General features: G+C 60.1%; 16 protein-coding genes. All 16 read left to right on the top strand.

What is annotated here, in order from left to right; all coding sequences use genetic code 11:
- Positions 1–83: 83 nt before the first annotated feature.
- Complete coding sequence (gene iscR, locus IHQ43_RS23655; RefSeq protein WP_007956690.1) at positions 84–575, top strand: Fe-S cluster assembly transcriptional regulator IscR; 492 nt, start codon at positions 84–86, stop codon at positions 573–575.
- A 50-nt stretch (positions 576–625) separates the two neighbouring features.
- Positions 626–1,840 carry an IscS subfamily cysteine desulfurase gene (locus tag IHQ43_RS23650; protein WP_007956689.1) on the top strand — a complete coding sequence of 405 codons (1,215 nt, stop codon included), beginning with the start codon at positions 626–628 and terminating at the stop codon, positions 1,838–1,840.
- A 101-nt stretch (positions 1,841–1,941) separates the two neighbouring features.
- The gene (gene iscU, locus IHQ43_RS23645) at positions 1,942–2,328 is read left to right on the top strand and encodes a Fe-S cluster assembly scaffold IscU (protein WP_003227907.1); all 387 of its coding nucleotides are present in this window, start codon (positions 1,942–1,944) and stop codon (positions 2,326–2,328) included.
- Positions 2,329–2,356: 28 nt separating this feature from the next.
- The gene (gene iscA / locus IHQ43_RS23640) at positions 2,357–2,680 is read left to right on the top strand and encodes an iron-sulfur cluster assembly protein IscA (protein ID WP_003227904.1); all 324 of its coding nucleotides are present in this window, start codon (positions 2,357–2,359) and stop codon (positions 2,678–2,680) included.
- An 8-nt stretch (positions 2,681–2,688) separates the two neighbouring features.
- Positions 2,689–3,210, top strand: a complete 522-nt coding sequence (hscB, locus tag IHQ43_RS23635) for a co-chaperone HscB (protein WP_007956687.1) — start codon at positions 2,689–2,691, stop codon at positions 3,208–3,210.
- Positions 3,211–3,261: 51 nt separating this feature from the next.
- Entirely contained in the window at positions 3,262–5,127 is a 1,866-nt protein-coding gene (gene hscA / locus IHQ43_RS23630; RefSeq protein WP_192562308.1) for a Fe-S protein assembly chaperone HscA, read from the top strand.
- Entirely contained in the window at positions 5,127–5,468 is a 342-nt protein-coding gene (gene fdx / locus IHQ43_RS23625; RefSeq protein WP_007956685.1) for an ISC system 2Fe-2S type ferredoxin, read from the top strand. The genes hscA and fdx overlap by 1 nt, the downstream gene beginning before the upstream one ends.
- A gap of 14 nt (positions 5,469–5,482) precedes the next feature.
- The gene (gene iscX / locus IHQ43_RS23620; RefSeq protein ID WP_085684618.1) at positions 5,483–5,683 is read left to right on the top strand and encodes a Fe-S cluster assembly protein IscX; all 201 of its coding nucleotides are present in this window, start codon (positions 5,483–5,485) and stop codon (positions 5,681–5,683) included.
- Positions 5,684–5,771: 88 nt separating this feature from the next.
- Entirely contained in the window at positions 5,772–6,197 is a 426-nt protein-coding gene (gene ndk / locus IHQ43_RS23615) for a nucleoside-diphosphate kinase (protein ID WP_007916882.1), read from the top strand.
- Between the two features lie 28 nt (positions 6,198–6,225).
- On the top strand, positions 6,226–7,374 hold the full coding sequence (rlmN, locus tag IHQ43_RS23610; RefSeq protein ID WP_007956683.1) for a dual-specificity RNA methyltransferase RlmN: 1,149 nt from the start codon (positions 6,226–6,228) through the stop codon (positions 7,372–7,374).
- Positions 7,375–7,386: 12 nt separating this feature from the next.
- On the top strand, positions 7,387–8,145 hold the full coding sequence (gene pilW / locus IHQ43_RS23605; RefSeq protein WP_192562307.1) for a type IV pilus biogenesis/stability protein PilW: 759 nt from the start codon (positions 7,387–7,389) through the stop codon (positions 8,143–8,145).
- Complete coding sequence (locus tag IHQ43_RS23600; protein ID WP_192562306.1) at positions 8,145–9,203, top strand: RodZ domain-containing protein; 1,059 nt, start codon at positions 8,145–8,147, stop codon at positions 9,201–9,203. Before pilW ends, IHQ43_RS23600 begins: the two co-directional genes overlap by 1 nt.
- A gap of 3 nt (positions 9,204–9,206) precedes the next feature.
- Entirely contained in the window at positions 9,207–10,316 is a 1,110-nt protein-coding gene (ispG, locus tag IHQ43_RS23595) for a flavodoxin-dependent (E)-4-hydroxy-3-methylbut-2-enyl-diphosphate synthase (protein WP_007956680.1), read from the top strand.
- A 22-nt stretch (positions 10,317–10,338) separates the two neighbouring features.
- Positions 10,339–11,628 (top strand): histidine--tRNA ligase, encoded by a 1,290-nt coding sequence (gene hisS, locus IHQ43_RS23590; RefSeq protein WP_192562305.1) that lies wholly within the window; start codon positions 10,339–10,341, stop codon positions 11,626–11,628.
- Between the two features lie 41 nt (positions 11,629–11,669).
- Complete coding sequence (locus IHQ43_RS23585) at positions 11,670–12,311, top strand: tetratricopeptide repeat protein (protein ID WP_007956678.1); 642 nt, start codon at positions 11,670–11,672, stop codon at positions 12,309–12,311.
- Positions 12,304–13,455 (top strand): outer membrane protein assembly factor BamB, encoded by a 1,152-nt coding sequence (gene bamB, locus IHQ43_RS23580; protein ID WP_039765728.1) that lies wholly within the window; start codon positions 12,304–12,306, stop codon positions 13,453–13,455. Before IHQ43_RS23585 ends, bamB begins: the two co-directional genes overlap by 8 nt.
- Positions 13,456–13,473: the final 18 nt, after the last annotated feature.

Genomic DNA, 13,473 nt, shown 5'->3' with positions numbered 1-13,473 from the left:
ACTAAAGCACTAGGTCTTATAGTTGACTTAAATGCTCGGGAATTGCATACTCCCGCCCATTCCGAACTCCGTGGTAATTGTCCATGCGACTGACTACAAAAGGCCGATACGCCGTCACCGCCATGCTTGACCTGGCGTTGCACGCGCAACACGGGCCGGTGTCCCTGGCCGATATCTCCGAGCGCCAAGGCATCTCCCTGTCCTATCTCGAACAGCTTTTCGCCAAGCTGCGCCGCAGCAACCTGGTTTCCAGCGTTCGCGGTCCGGGCGGTGGCTACCAGTTGTCCCGCGACATGCAGGGCATCCAGGTCGCTCAGGTGATCGATGCGGTGAACGAATCGGTCGATGCAACAAAATGCCAGGGCCAGGGCGACTGCCACTCCGGTGACACCTGCCTGACCCATCACCTGTGGTGCGACCTGAGCCTGCAGATTCACGAATTTCTCAGCGGTATCAGCTTGGCCGACCTCGTAACTCGCCGTGAGGTGCAGGAAGTGGCCCAGCGTCAGGATCAGCGTCGTTGCAATGGCAAGGCGCCGCGCCTGGACAAGATTGAAGCGTCCGCCGTCGAATGACAGCCAGAGAGCTAGCGGCACGCCAGCCAGCCTGATTTAGGAGATAGTCCATGAAATTGCCGATTTACCTTGATTACTCTGCGACCACCCCGGTCGATCCGCGCGTTGCGCAAAAAATGAGTGAATGCCTGCTGGTCGACGGAAACTTCGGTAACCCGGCGTCCCGTTCCCATGTGTTCGGCTGGAAAGCCGAAGAATCCGTCGAAAACGCCCGTCGTCAGGTCGCCGATCTGGTCAATGCCGACCCGCGTGAAATCGTCTGGACCTCCGGTGCCACCGAGTCCGACAACCTGGCAATCAAGGGTGCGGCACATTTCTACGCCTCCAAGGGCAAGCACCTGATCACCTCCAAGATCGAACACAAGGCTGTCCTCGACACCATGCGCCAACTGGAGCGTGAAGGTTTCGAAGTCACCTACCTCGATCCGACCGAAGATGGCCTGATCACGCCGGCCATGATCGAAGCTGCGCTGCGCGAAGACACCATCCTGGTGTCGGTAATGCACGTGAACAACGAAATCGGCACCGTCAACGACATCGCCGCCATCGGCGAGCTGCTTCGTTCCAAAGGCATTCTGTTCCATGTTGACGCCGCTCAGTCCACCGGCAAGGTCGAAATCGACCTGCAGAAACTGAAAGTCGACATGATGTCGTTCTCTGCCCACAAAACCTACGGCCCTAAAGGCATCGGCGCGCTGTACGTCAGCCGCAAGCCGCGTGTGCGCATCGAAGCGACCATGCACGGCGGCGGTCACGAGCGCGGCATGCGTTCCGGCACCCTGGCGACCCACCAGATCGTCGGCATGGGCGAAGCGTTCCGTGTGGCCAAAGAAGACATGGCTGCAGAAAACGTCCGCATCAAGGCGTTGAGCGACCGCTTCTACAAGCAGGTCGAGCACCTGGAAGAGCTGTACGTCAACGGCAGCCTGACCGCCCGCGTCCCGCACAACCTGAACCTGAGCTTCAACTACGTTGAAGGCGAGTCGCTGATCATGGCGCTCAAGGATCTGGCGGTTTCGTCCGGTTCGGCCTGTACCTCGGCGTCGCTTGAGCCTTCGTACGTACTGCGCGCCCTGGGCCGCAACGACGAACTGGCACACAGCTCGATCCGTTTCACCTTTGGCCGCTTCACCACCGAAGAAGAAATCGATTACGCCGCGCAGAAAGTCTGCGAGGCCGTTACCAAGCTGCGCGCTCTGTCGCCGCTGTGGGACATGTACAAAGACGGCGTCGATATCTCGAAGATCGAGTGGGCGGCACACTAAATATAGAAGCCGCCGGATACAGATCCTGTAGCGACGCGGCGGTTTGCGCAGCGCAGTTGCAGGGTCTCAAGAGCGGCCCTGATGAGTGAGGATTGAGAATCATGGCTTACAGCGAAAAGGTCATCGACCACTACGAAAACCCGCGTAACGTCGGCAAGATGAATGCCGAAGACCCGGATGTCGGCACCGGCATGGTCGGCGCTCCGGCGTGCGGCGACGTGATGCGTCTGCAAATCAAGGTCAACGATCAGGGCGTTATCGAAGACGCCAAGTTCAAGACCTACGGCTGCGGTTCGGCTATTGCCTCCAGCTCCCTCGCCACTGAGTGGATGAAGGGCAAGACCCTGGACGAAGCTGAAACCATCAAGAACACTCAGTTGGCCGAAGAACTGGCCCTGCCGCCAGTGAAAATCCACTGCTCGGTTCTCGCTGAAGACGCCATCAAGGCGGCCGTTCGCGACTACAAGCAGAAGAAAGGCTTGATCTAAGCATTGGGCGACGAGTAAGGAGTCAACGATGGCTATCAGCATGACAGAAGCGGCTGCTCGACACGTGCGGCGCTCCCTCGACGGGCGCGGCAAGGGTGAAGGGATTCGTCTGGGTGTTCGCACCACGGGCTGTTCCGGCCTTGCCTACGTGCTGGAGTTTGTCGACGAGGTGGTTGCAGAAGATCAAGTGTTCGAAAGTCACGGCGAGAAAGTGATCATCGACCCGAAAAGTCTGGCCTACCTCGACGGCACCGAGCTCGACTTCGTCAAGGAAGGGTTGAACGAAGGCTTCAAGTTCAACAACCCCAACGTACGCGGTGAATGTGGCTGCGGCGAAAGCTTCAACATCTGAGGCTTGTCGTGGGTATTCCTTGTCATTTCGCTTTATTCGAGCTGCAACCGGGCTTTCGTCTGGATCTCGAGCAGTTGGCCACGCGCTATCGCGAGCTGGCGCGCGGCGTTCATCCTGACCGCTTTGCCGATGCTTCCGAGCGCGAGCAGCGCTCGGCGCTCGAGCAGTCTGCACGGCTCAACGATGCCTACCAGACGCTCAAGAGTCCGGCCCAGCGTGCACGCTACCTGCTGACCATCAGCGGGCATGAAGTGCCGATGGAAGTCACCGTCCACGATCCCGAGTTTCTTCTGCAGCAGATGCAATGGCGCGAAGAGCTCGAAGATCTGCAGGACAGTGCCGACCTGGACGGTGTCGCGGCTTTCAAGCGTCGCCTGAAAACCGCCCAGGAAGAGCTCAACGAAAGCTTCGCAGCCTGTTGGGATGATGCAGCGCAACGCGAACAGGCCGAACGCCTGATGCGGCGCATGCAGTTCCTCGACAAGCTCACCTACGAAGTGCGCCAGTTAGAAGAGCGCCTCGACGATTAACCCAGTGCCGCTCCGGTCGCACGCCTGATATACAGATAAGTCCTGATCACGATGGCCCTACTGCAGATCGCCGAACCCGGCCAAAGTCCTCAACCGCACCAGCGTCGTCTGGCTGTGGGGATCGACTTGGGCACTACCAATTCGCTGGTTGCTGCGTTGCGCAGTGGTCTTTCCGAGCCGCTGGCCGACGCCGAAGGGCGGGTCATCCTGCCTTCCGCCGTGCGTTATCACGCCGATCGCGTCGAAGTCGGCGAGTCAGCCAAACTGGCTGCGTCCTCCGATCCCCTGAATACCGTGCTTTCGGTCAAGCGCTTGATGGGTCGTGGTCTGTCCGACGTCAAGCAATTGGGCGATCAACTGCCGTACCGCTTTGTCGGCGGTGAATCGCATATGCCGTTCATCGACACCGTGCAGGGCCCGAAAAGCCCGGTCGAAGTCTCCGCCGATATCCTCAAAGTGCTGCGTCAGCGCGCTGAAGCGACCCTTGGCGGTGAGCTGGTGGGTGCGGTGATCACCGTTCCGGCGTATTTCGACGATGCTCAGCGCCAGGCCACCAAGGACGCGGCGAAACTCGCCGGTCTGAACGTGCTGCGTCTGCTCAACGAGCCGACCGCTGCAGCGGTGGCATATGGTCTGGATCAGCATGCCGAAGGCCTGGTCGCGATTTATGACCTGGGTGGCGGCACTTTCGATATTTCGATTCTGCGCCTCACTGGCGGTGTTTTCGAAGTCCTCGCTACTGGCGGCGACAGCGCGCTGGGCGGCGATGATTTCGATCACGCGATTGCCGGCTGGATCATCGAGAGCGCCGGTTTGTCCGCCGACCTCGATCCAGGCGCACAGCGCAGCCTGCTGCAAACCGCCTGCGCTGCCAAAGAAGCCCTGACGGATTCTGACAGTGTTGAAGTTGCCTACGGCGACTGGAAAGCACAACTGACCCGCGAAGCCTTCGATGCGCTGATCGAACCAATGGTCGCTCGCAGTCTGAAAGCCTGCCGCCGTGCCGTTCGTGATTCCGGCGTCGAGCTGGAAGACGTACACGCCGTGGTCATGGTCGGTGGTTCGACCCGCGTTCCGCGTGTTCGCGAAGCTGTCGCCGAGGCCTTCGGTCGTCAGCCGCTGACCGAAATCGACCCGGATCAAGTGGTGGCCATTGGTGCTGCGATCCAGGCCGATACGCTGGCTGGCAACAAACGCGATGGCGGCGAACTGCTGCTGCTCGACGTGATCCCGCTGTCCCTGGGGCTGGAAACCATGGGCGGCCTGATGGAGAAGGTGATTCCACGTAACACCACCATCCCCGTCGCTCGCGCCCAGGACTTCACCACTTATAAAGACGGCCAGTCGGCGATGGCGATCCATGTATTGCAGGGCGAGCGTGAGCTGATCAGCGATTGCCGCTCGCTCGCTCGCTTCGAATTGCGCGGCATCCCGGCGATGGTGGCCGGTGCGGCGAAAATTCGCGTGACCTTCCAGGTCGATGCCGACGGCCTGCTCAGCGTCTCTGCCCGTGAACTGGGTTCGGGCGTTGAGGCCAGCATTCAGGTCAAGCCGTCCTATGGCCTGACCGACGGCGAAATCGCCAAGATGCTGAAAGATTCGTTCCAGCACGCCAACGATGACAAAGTCGCCCGCGTTCTTCGCGAGCAGCAAGTCGATGCCCAGCGCCTGATCGAAGCGGTGCAGGGCGCTCTTGAGGTGGATGGCGAGCGTTTGCTCGACGCCGAAGAGCGCATGGTCATCGATCTGCAGGTGCAGGAACTGACCGAACTGATGAAAGGCACCGATGGTTATGCCATCGAGCAGCAGACCAAGCGTCTGTCGCAAGTGACCGATGCTTTTGCAGCCCGTCGTATGGATCAGACGGTGAAAGCCGCTCTGTCGGGGCGCAATCTGAATGAAATCGAGGATATCTGATGCCGCAGGTCATTTTTCTGCCCCACGAGAAGTTCTGCCCTGAAGGCATGGTCGTTGACGCTGCGCCCGGCACGTCGATCCTCGAACTGGCTCACGAACACCACATCGAGATGGAAAGCGCCTGCGGCGGCGTCTGCGCCTGCACCACTTGTCACTGCATCATCCGCGAGGGTTTTGACTCGCTGGAAGAAGCCGACGAGTTGGAGGAGGATTTCCTGGATCGTGCCTGGGGTCTGGAAGCCCAGTCGCGCCTGGCCTGCCAGGCGATCGTCGGTGAAGAAGACATCACCGTCGAAATTCCGAAATATTCGCTTAACCATGCGGCCGAAGCGCCGCACTGACTGGTAAGACTGTCATGAGCTACGGTTGGAATGATGTTCAACGTATTGCAGAAGAGCTGGCGGAAGCCAAGCCGGGTGTAGATCCGTTTTCTGTCAATTTCGTCGACCTGCAGCGATGGATCATGGAGCTGCCTGACTTCGACAACAACTCTGGCCGTGTCGGCGAGAAGGTGTTGGAAGCGGTTCAGCAGCTCTGGAATGATGAAATAGACTGATCGTCCTCGCAGGTTAGGCAATACCCAAGAACCCGCGTATAATTCGCGGGTTTAATTTTTCGCAAATTACCGTTTCTGGAGTTACACCATGGCTGTTCAACGTACTTTCTCCATCATCAAGCCTGACGCCGTTGCTAAAAACGTGATCGGCGAGATCACCACTCGTTTCGAAAAAGCCGGCCTGCGCGTTGTAGCTTCGAAACTGAAGCAACTGTCCAAAGCCGAAGCCGAAGGCTTCTACGCTGAGCACAGCGCTCGTGGTTTCTTCGGCGACCTGGTTGCCTTCATGATCTCCGGTCCTGTTGTAGTTCAGGTTCTGGAAGGCGAAAACGCTATCGCTCTGAACCGTGAGCTGATGGGCGCTACCAACCCTAAAGAAGCTGCTGCCGGCACCATCCGTGCTGATTTCGCTGATTCCATCGACGCCAACGCTGTACACGGTTCGGACTCCGAAGCCGCTGCTGCTCGTGAAATCTCGTACTTCTTCGCAGCTACTGAAGTAACCACTCGCTAAGCATTGGCTTAAGAGTGAAGGTGAATCCATGACTACATCGACTGTTAAAACCAACCTGCTGGGTCTGACCCAGCCGGAAATGGAAAAATTCTTCGACTCAATCGGGGAGAAGCGTTTCCGTGCCGGTCAGGTAATGAAATGGATTCACCACTTTGGCGTCGATGATTTCGATGCCATGACGAACGTCAGCAAGGCCTTGCGCGAAAAGCTCAAGGCTGTTGCTGAGGTCCGTGGTCCCGAAGTGGTCAGCGAGGACATTTCCAGCGACGGCACCCGCAAGTGGGTGGTGCGCGTGGCGTCCGGCAGCTGCGTCGAGACCGTTTACATTCCCCAGGGCAAGCGCGGCACTCTGTGCGTTTCGTCCCAGGCAGGCTGTGCCCTGGACTGCAGTTTCTGCTCCACCGGCAAGCAAGGCTTCAACAGCAACCTCACCGCCGCCGAAGTCATCGGTCAGGTGTGGATTGCCAACAAATCCTTCGGCAGTGTTCCGGCTACCATCGACCGCGCCATCACCAACGTGGTGATGATGGGCATGGGCGAACCGCTGCTGAACTTCGACAACGTCGTGGCCGCCATGCATCTGATGATGGATGACCTGGGCTACGGGATCTCCAAGCGCCGCGTGACCCTGTCCACGTCGGGTGTGGTGCCGATGATCGATGAGCTGGCCAAGCACATCGACGTATCCCTGGCGTTGTCCCTGCACGCACCGAATGACGCATTGCGTAACCAATTGGTGCCGATCAACAAGAAATATCCGCTTAAGATGCTGCTTGAGTCGTGCCAGCGCTACATGTCCGAACTGGGCGAGAAGCGCGTGCTGACCATCGAGTACACCTTGCTCAAGGACGTCAACGACAAGCTTGAGCACGCCGTGGAAATGATCGAGCTGCTGAAGAACATTCCGTGCAAGATCAACCTGATTCCGTTCAACCCGTTCCCGCATTCCGGGTACGAGCGGCCGAGCAACAACGCCATCCGCCGGTTCCAGGATCAGCTTCACCAGGCCGGTTTCAACGTCACCGTGCGCACCACTCGTGGTGAAGACATCGACGCGGCTTGTGGTCAATTGGTAGGGCAGGTGCTGGATCGCACCCGTCGCAGCGAACGTTACATCGCCGTGCGTGAATTGAGCGCCGACAGCGATCTGGCACAGAACGCCGCGAACACTAACTAAGAGAGGATCTCTATGTCCCTGCGCTTTGCGCTGCTGTTGCTGTTGGCCAGCCTGTGTGCTGGTTGTGTCCTGTCGGGTGATTACAACCCGATGAAGACCAGCAAGGGCCGTGACGAAGCGCGGGCTGCCTACGTGCAGTTGGGGCTGGGATACCTGCAGCAGGGCATGACCGAGCGGGCCAAGGTTCCACTGAAGAAGGCGCTGGAACTGGACGGTTCGGATCCCGACGCCAATGCCGCGCTGGGGCTGGTGTTCCAGGCCGAAATGGAACCTGCGCTTGCTGACGAACACTTCCGCAAAGCCTTGTCCTCCCGTCCCGCCGATGCGCGCATTCTCAACAACTACGGCAGTTTTCTCTACGAAGAACAGCGTTACAAGGACGCCTACGAGCGTTTTGAACAGGCGGCCGCCGATACCCTGTATCCTGAGCGTTCGCGGGTGTTCGAGAATCTCGGCATGACGGCGGCGAAGCTCGGTCAGCGTGATCTGGCGCAGCAGCAGCTGGAAAAAGCGCTGCGTTTGAACCGTCAGCAGCCACGGGCGTTGCTGGAAATGGCTGAGTTGTCATTCGAAGACAGGCATTATGTGCCCGCGCGTGACTATTACGACCGTTTCAGCCAGCTCTCCGAGCAAAATGCACGTAGTCTGTTGCTCGCCGTTCGGTTGGCAAAAGTATTTGAAGATCGCGACAAGGCCGCCAGTGCGGGCCTGCAATTAAAACGACTCTATCCCGGTACGCCGGAATATCAGCAATACCTGTCGGAGCAATGATGAAAGCGGCGCATCCCGAAGTTGTAGCAGCGAATCGCGTTAACCCCGGTGAGACCCTGCGCCAGGCCCGCGAAAGCAATGGCTGGTCGCTGGCCGAAGTGGCCCTCAAGCTCAACCTCACCGTGACTTCCCTGAGCAATCTTGAAGCCGGCGCATTCGACAAGTTGCCCGGGCATACTTTCGCTCGCGGCTACATTCGCGCCTACGCCAAACTGCTCGGCATGGACCAGACCGTTCTGGTCCAGCAATTCGATCAGTCCACCGGCACCGATTCCCAGGGCAGCAACGTCCACGCCCTCGGCCGTATCGAAGAGCCGGTACGGGTTTCCCACACCATTTTGCGTATCGTCAGCCTGTTGCTGCTGATCGCGGTCATCGGCGGCGGTTTCGTCTGGTGGCAGGATCAGACCTCGCTGCGTACCAAGGACCTGATCGGTCTGGCTCCGGAGCACGTCGAAGTCGAAGGCGCCGACGGCACCACCCAGATTCACCCGCTGGACGAGCCGGAAGACCAGGCCGTTGCAGAAGGCGAAGCCGAGGGCTCCACTGCTCTGGCGCTGCCTCAATCGGAAACCAGTGCAGAATCGACCGGTGCCGAGACCGAGGCCTCGGCGCCAGCGACCGCACCGGTTGCTCCGGCACCTGCTGCGCCAGCCGCTACTCCGGCTGCACCGGCTCATACGCCAGCGCCTGTGGTGGCTGCTCCGGCAACTCCAGCACCTGCCGCTCCGGCCACGCCTGCTCCGACCGTCACTGCCCCGGCAGCCCCGGCCGTCGCTGCACCCGCGCCGACAGCGGCAGTCGCTCCGGTTGCAGGTCAAGGCCAGGTTCAGGTGCAGTTCATCGCTGATTGCTGGACTCAAGTGACCGATGGCAGCGGCAAAGTGCTGTACAGCGGCCTCAAGCGTAAGGGCGACAGCCTGTCTGTCGTCGGCAAGCCTCCGTTTGCCGTGCGTCTGGGCGTTGCCCGTGGCGCGCAGGTCAGCTACAACGGCCAGCCGGTCGATGTTGCTCCGTTCACCAGTGGCGAGACCGCTCGCCTGAAGTTGGGTCAATAAGTCATGCACGGCGAATCTCCAATCAAACGTCGCGAATCGCGCAAGATCTGGGTCGGTAACGTGCCCGTGGGCGGCGATGCCCCTATCGCTGTGCAGAGCATGACCAACAGCGACACCAATGACGTCGCTGCCACCGTCGCGCAGATCAACCGTCTGGAAGCCGCCGGCGTCGACATCGTCCGCGTTTCGGTACCGGACATGGACGCCGCCGAGGCGTTCGGCAAGATCAAGCAACTGGTCAAGGTGCCATTGGTTGCCGACATCCATTTCGACTACAAGATCGCTCTGCGCGTGGCCGAACTGGGTGTGGACTGTCTGCGCATCAACCCGGGCAACATCGGTCGCGAAGACCGCGTGCGTGCGGTGGTCGATGCCGCCCGTGACCGCGGGATCCCGATCCGCATCGGCGTCAACGCCGGCTCGCTGGAAAAAGACCTGCAAAAGAAATACGGCGAGCCGACGCCGGCCGCGCTGGTCGAGTCCGCCCTGCGTCACGTCGAGCACCTTGAACGCCTGAATTTCCAGGACTTCAAGGTCAGCGTGAAGGCTTCCGACGTGTTCATGGCCGTTGAAGCCTACCGTCTGCTGGCCAAGGAAATCGTCCAGCCGCTGCACCTGGGCATCACCGAAGCCGGTGGATTGCGCTCCGGTACAGTGAAATCCGCCGTGGGCCTAGGTATGCTGCTCGCCGAGGGGATTGGCGATACTATCCGCATCTCGCTGGCGGCCGACCCGGTCGAGGAAGTGAAGGTCGGTTACGACATTCTCAAGTCTTTGCATCTGCGTTCCCGTGGCATCAACTTCATCGCCTGCCCGAGCTGCTCGCGGCAGAACTTCGATGTGGTCAAGACCATGAACGAGCTGGAAGGGCGCCTTGAAGACCTGCTGGTGCCGCTGGATGTCGCGGTAATCGGTTGCGTGGTCAACGGCCCCGGCGAAGCCAAGGAAGCCCATATCGGCTTGACGGGCGGCACGCCAAACCTGATTTACATCGACGGCAAGCCGTCGCAGAAACTGACGAATGACAATCTTGTGGACGAGCTGGAAAAGCTGATCCGCGAGAAAGCGGCCGAGAAGGTCGAAGCTGACGCAGCGGTTATCGCGCGCGGCTGATCGAACGAATTAAGGAATTTCTGTGAGCAAGTCTCTGCAAGCCATTCGTGGCATGAACGACATCCTGCCGGAACAGACGCCGGTATGGCGTTATTTCGAAGGCACCGTTTCGCGTCTGCTGGATAACTACGGTTACAAGCAGATCCGCATGCCGATCGTCGAGTTCACCGAGCTGTTCAAGCGCTCGATCGGTGAAGTGACCGACATCGTCGAAAAAGAGATGTATACCTTCGAAGACCGCAACGGCGACTCCCTGACCCTGCGTCCGGAAGGCACGGCTGCGTGCGTGCGTGCCGTGCTCGAGCACGGCATCACCGGCGGTGGCCAGGTGCAGAAACTCTGGTACATCGGCCCGATGTTCCGTCACGAGCGTCCGCAGAAAGGCCGTTATCGCCAGTTCCATCAGATCGGTCTGGAGGTGTTCAACCTCGACGGTCCGGACATCGACGCCGAACTGATCGTGCTGACCTGGCGCCTGTGGGGCGAGCTGGGCATCCGCGATGCGGTCAAACTCGAACTCAACAGCCTCGGCACCAGCGAATCCCGTGGCCGTTATCGTGAAGCGCTGGTCGAGTACCTCTCGGCGCATCACGACAAACTGGACGAAGACAGCCAGCGTCGCCTGAAAACCAACCCGCTGCGCGTGCTCGACACAAAAAATGCCGATACCCAGGCCGTGTTGGTCGATGCGCCGAAAATGGCGGATTACCTGGATGACGAATCCCGTGCCCACTTCGAAGGCCTGAAGGCCCGTCTGGATGCCGTCGGCATTCCTTACGTGCTGAACCCGAAACTGGTGCGTGGTCTGGATTACTACAGCAAAACCGTATTCGAATGGGTCACCGACAAGCTCGGCGCCCAGGGCACCGTCTGCGCGGGTGGGCGCTATGACGGTCTGGTCGAGCAGATGGGCGGCAAGCCGACCCCGGGCGTCGGTTTCGCCATGGGCATCGAGCGTCTGGTGCTGCTGCTGGAAACCCTGGAGCAGATCCCGGAAGAAATTTCCCGTCAGGTCGACGTCTATCTCTGCGCCTTCGGCGAAGCAGCAGAGCTGGCCGGTCTGGCCCTGGCCGAGCGTGTACGCGACCAACTGCCCAACCTGCGCCTGCAAGTCAATGCCGGTGCCGGCAGCTTCAAGAGCCAGTTCAAGAAAGCCGACAAGAGCGGTGCGCTGTACGCACTGATCCTCGGTGACGACGAAATGGCCCAGCAAGTGGTAGGTTTCAAACCCCTGCGTGGCCAGGGCGAACAACAAAGCATTGCCTGGGATGCGCTCGCTGCACACCTGGCCACCTGCGTCGTGCAGGGTTGAAGCTGTCTAAACAGCCGATTTAGCGATTAAGGAGTATTGGGGTGTCGAGTACCGAAGACGAACAGTTGGCGGATTTGAAGGACTGGTGGACACGCAACGGCAAACCTCTGGTCACCGGCGGCCTGTTGGCGCTGGTCATCGTGTTCGGCTGGCAGGCTTTTCACAAGTATCAGAGCAACCAGTCGCAAGGCGCCTCGGTGCTCTATCAGCAATTGCTGGAAACCACGCTGACCCCGGACGGCAAGCCTGACGCCGCGCGCGTTGCGGACCTGGCCGGCAAGCTCAACAGCGAATTCGGCGGCTCTGCCTACGCGCAGTACGGCAGCCTGTTCGTGGCCAAGGTAGCGGTCGACAGCGGCAAGCTGGATGACGCGGCGACCGAACTGAAGGCCATCGTTGCCAAACCGGCCAACCCGGCGCTGGGCGAAATCGCCCGTCAGCGTCTGGCGCAGGTACTGGGCGCACAGAACAAGGCCGACGAAGCCCTGAAACTGCTCGAAGGCGATGCCGACAAGTCGTTCCTGGCCACTCGCGAAGAACTCAAGGGCGACCTGCTGGTACAGCTGGGCCGTACCGACGAAGCGAACGCGGCGTATCAAAAAGCCAAGGCGGCACTGTCGGATGAAGCGGCGGTCGGTGGCCTTCAAATCAAGCTGGACGACCTGGCCAAAGGGGATGCGTGACGTGATCCGTTGGAAGCATGCAGCATTGCTGGCTCTGGCCATTCTGGCCGCGGGTTGCAGCAGCAACAGCAAAAAAGAACTGCCACCGGCCGAGCTGACCGACTTCAAAGAAGAAGTGGTCCTGCACAAGCAGTGGAGCCGTTCGATCGGTGACGGTCAGGGCGAAACGTACAACATGCTGGTGCCGGCGATCGACGGTGACACCATCTACGCGGCCGACGTGACCGGTATCGTGATGGGCCTGGATCGCGGCAATGGCGACGTGAAATGGAAGAAAGACCTTGAACTGCCTGTGTCCGGCGCCGTTGGCGTGGGTTACGGTCTGGTCATGGTCGGCACCCTGCGCGGTGAAGTCGTTGCCCTCGACGCCATCAACGGTGAAGAAAAGTGGCGCTCGCGCGTCAACAGCGAAGTCCTCGCGCCACCGGCCAACAACGGTGACGTGGTGGTGGTACAGACCCAGGACGATCGTCTGATCGGTCTGGACGCGTCCACCGGCAACCAGCGTTGGGTGTATGACAGCACTCCGGCCGTACTGACCCTGCGCGGCACCAGCGCACCGATCGTCACCAACCGCCTCGCGGTGGCTGGCCTGTCGACCGGTAAAGTGGTCGCTCTCGACATTTCCAACGGCGTGCCGGTCTGGGAACAGCGGATCGCGATTCCACAAGGTCGTTCGGAACTGGAGCGCGTGGTCGACATCGACGGCGGTCTGCTGCTGTCCGGCGGTACCCTGTACGTTGCCAGCTATCAGGGTCGCGTTGCGGCACTGGATCTGGAAAGCGGTCGTCAACTCTGGCAGCGCGACGCGTCCAGCTACGCCGGTGTTGCCCAGGGTTTCGGCAACGTCTACGTAAGCCTGTCGTCGGGCACTGTTGAAGGCGTCGACGAGCGTTCCACCACAGCACTGTGGAGCAACGACTCGCTGGCCCGTCGTCAACTGTCGGCGCCGGAAGTGTTCTCCAGCTACGTTGCAGTCGGTGACCTGGAAGGTTACCTGCACCTGCTGAGTCAGGTGGACGGTCGTTTCGTCGGCCGCGAGCGCATCGACAGCGACGGCCTGCGTGCCCGTCCGCTGGTGGTGGGTGACACGATTTATGTGTATGGCAACAGCGGCAAACTGGAAGCCCTGACCATCAAGTAACAACTATGCTTGGGGTTA

The organism is Pseudomonas gozinkensis, assembly GCF_014863585.1.
GTDB classification, from domain to species: domain Bacteria; phylum Pseudomonadota; class Gammaproteobacteria; order Pseudomonadales; family Pseudomonadaceae; genus Aquipseudomonas; species Aquipseudomonas gozinkensis.
Note: the sequence above shows the minus strand (reverse complement) of the source record. Positions and strands in the feature narration are given on the sequence as shown.

Bases quoted from the DNA above. Each gene is read 5' to 3' on its own strand.
- iscX (WP_085684618.1), top strand. From the start codon at position 5,483: ATGAGCTACGGTTGGAATGATGTTCAACGTATTGCAGAAGAGCTGGCG.
- ispG (WP_007956680.1), top strand. From the start codon at position 9,207: ATGCACGGCGAATCTCCAATCAAACGTCGCGAATCGCGCAAGATCTGG.
- fdx (WP_007956685.1), top strand. From the start codon at position 5,127: ATGCCGCAGGTCATTTTTCTGCCCCACGAGAAGTTCTGCCCTGAAGGC.
- pilW (WP_192562307.1), top strand. From the start codon at position 7,387: ATGTCCCTGCGCTTTGCGCTGCTGTTGCTGTTGGCCAGCCTGTGTGCT.
- iscA (WP_003227904.1), top strand. From the start codon at position 2,357: ATGGCTATCAGCATGACAGAAGCGGCTGCTCGACACGTGCGGCGCTCC.
- hscA (WP_192562308.1), top strand. From the start codon at position 3,262: ATGGCCCTACTGCAGATCGCCGAACCCGGCCAAAGTCCTCAACCGCAC.
- rlmN (WP_007956683.1), top strand. From the start codon at position 6,226: ATGACTACATCGACTGTTAAAACCAACCTGCTGGGTCTGACCCAGCCG.
- IHQ43_RS23600 (WP_192562306.1), top strand. From the start codon at position 8,145: ATGAAAGCGGCGCATCCCGAAGTTGTAGCAGCGAATCGCGTTAACCCC.
- iscU (WP_003227907.1), top strand. From the start codon at position 1,942: ATGGCTTACAGCGAAAAGGTCATCGACCACTACGAAAACCCGCGTAAC.
- ndk (WP_007916882.1), top strand. From the start codon at position 5,772: ATGGCTGTTCAACGTACTTTCTCCATCATCAAGCCTGACGCCGTTGCT.
- IHQ43_RS23650 (WP_007956689.1), top strand. From the start codon at position 626: ATGAAATTGCCGATTTACCTTGATTACTCTGCGACCACCCCGGTCGAT.
- iscR (WP_007956690.1), top strand. From the start codon at position 84: ATGCGACTGACTACAAAAGGCCGATACGCCGTCACCGCCATGCTTGAC.
- bamB (WP_039765728.1), top strand. From the start codon at position 12,304: ATGCGTGACGTGATCCGTTGGAAGCATGCAGCATTGCTGGCTCTGGCC.